The sequence below is a fragment of the Pseudarthrobacter sp. 05T312 genome (genome assembly GCF_056396685.1).
The window spans coordinates 1-397 of the sequence record NZ_JBFTLY010000065.1 but is presented as its reverse complement, the minus strand read 5'-3'; the positions used below and the strand labels follow the sequence as shown (position 1 = coordinate 397).

Annotated in this window: 2 protein-coding genes; both read right to left on the bottom strand. The window is 46.1% G+C overall.

The window, feature by feature from the left end; all coding sequences use genetic code 11:
• On the bottom strand, positions 1–235 hold a 235-nt coding region (locus AC1DIP_RS22330), incomplete at its 3' end, for a hypothetical protein (RefSeq protein ID WP_477735130.1).
• Positions 228–386 carry a DUF2800 domain-containing protein gene (locus AC1DIP_RS22325; RefSeq protein ID WP_477735131.1) on the bottom strand — a complete coding sequence of 53 codons (159 nt, stop codon included), beginning with the start codon at positions 384–386 and terminating at the stop codon, positions 228–230. The genes AC1DIP_RS22330 and AC1DIP_RS22325, both read right to left, overlap by 8 nt.
• Positions 387–397 lie beyond the last annotated feature (11 nt).

The following is a 397-nucleotide window of genomic DNA, read 5'->3' as shown; positions in this document are numbered from 1 at the left end:
GTACTTTACCTGTGATTACTTTAGTTGCTTGATTATCGATTGCCATATGTTTTTGTCTCCTTTGCGCCGTACGTTCGATTATGACATCGCCAGCGTCCTCATATTGGTAGGTTTCAATTCTTGCTGAGTCCAAAACAACCATTACCATATCGAATTCTTCTTTCGTAATGACCATTTCATTTCGGGTACCATTAATTAACTCGGAAACGAGTCGCGATGTGATACCATCAAGCACCGCTGAAGTCCTCCCCAGCGAAGTCACCATCAAGGCTGTTCAGCTCTGGTCGCTTGTCGGTCTCAGGCACCAAAGTCGGACGTCCAGCAGGCTTGACGATTAGGTCGCCAATTAAACTGACAAGCTCTTTCTTGCCGATTCGTTTCTCCAGCTCGCCTATTC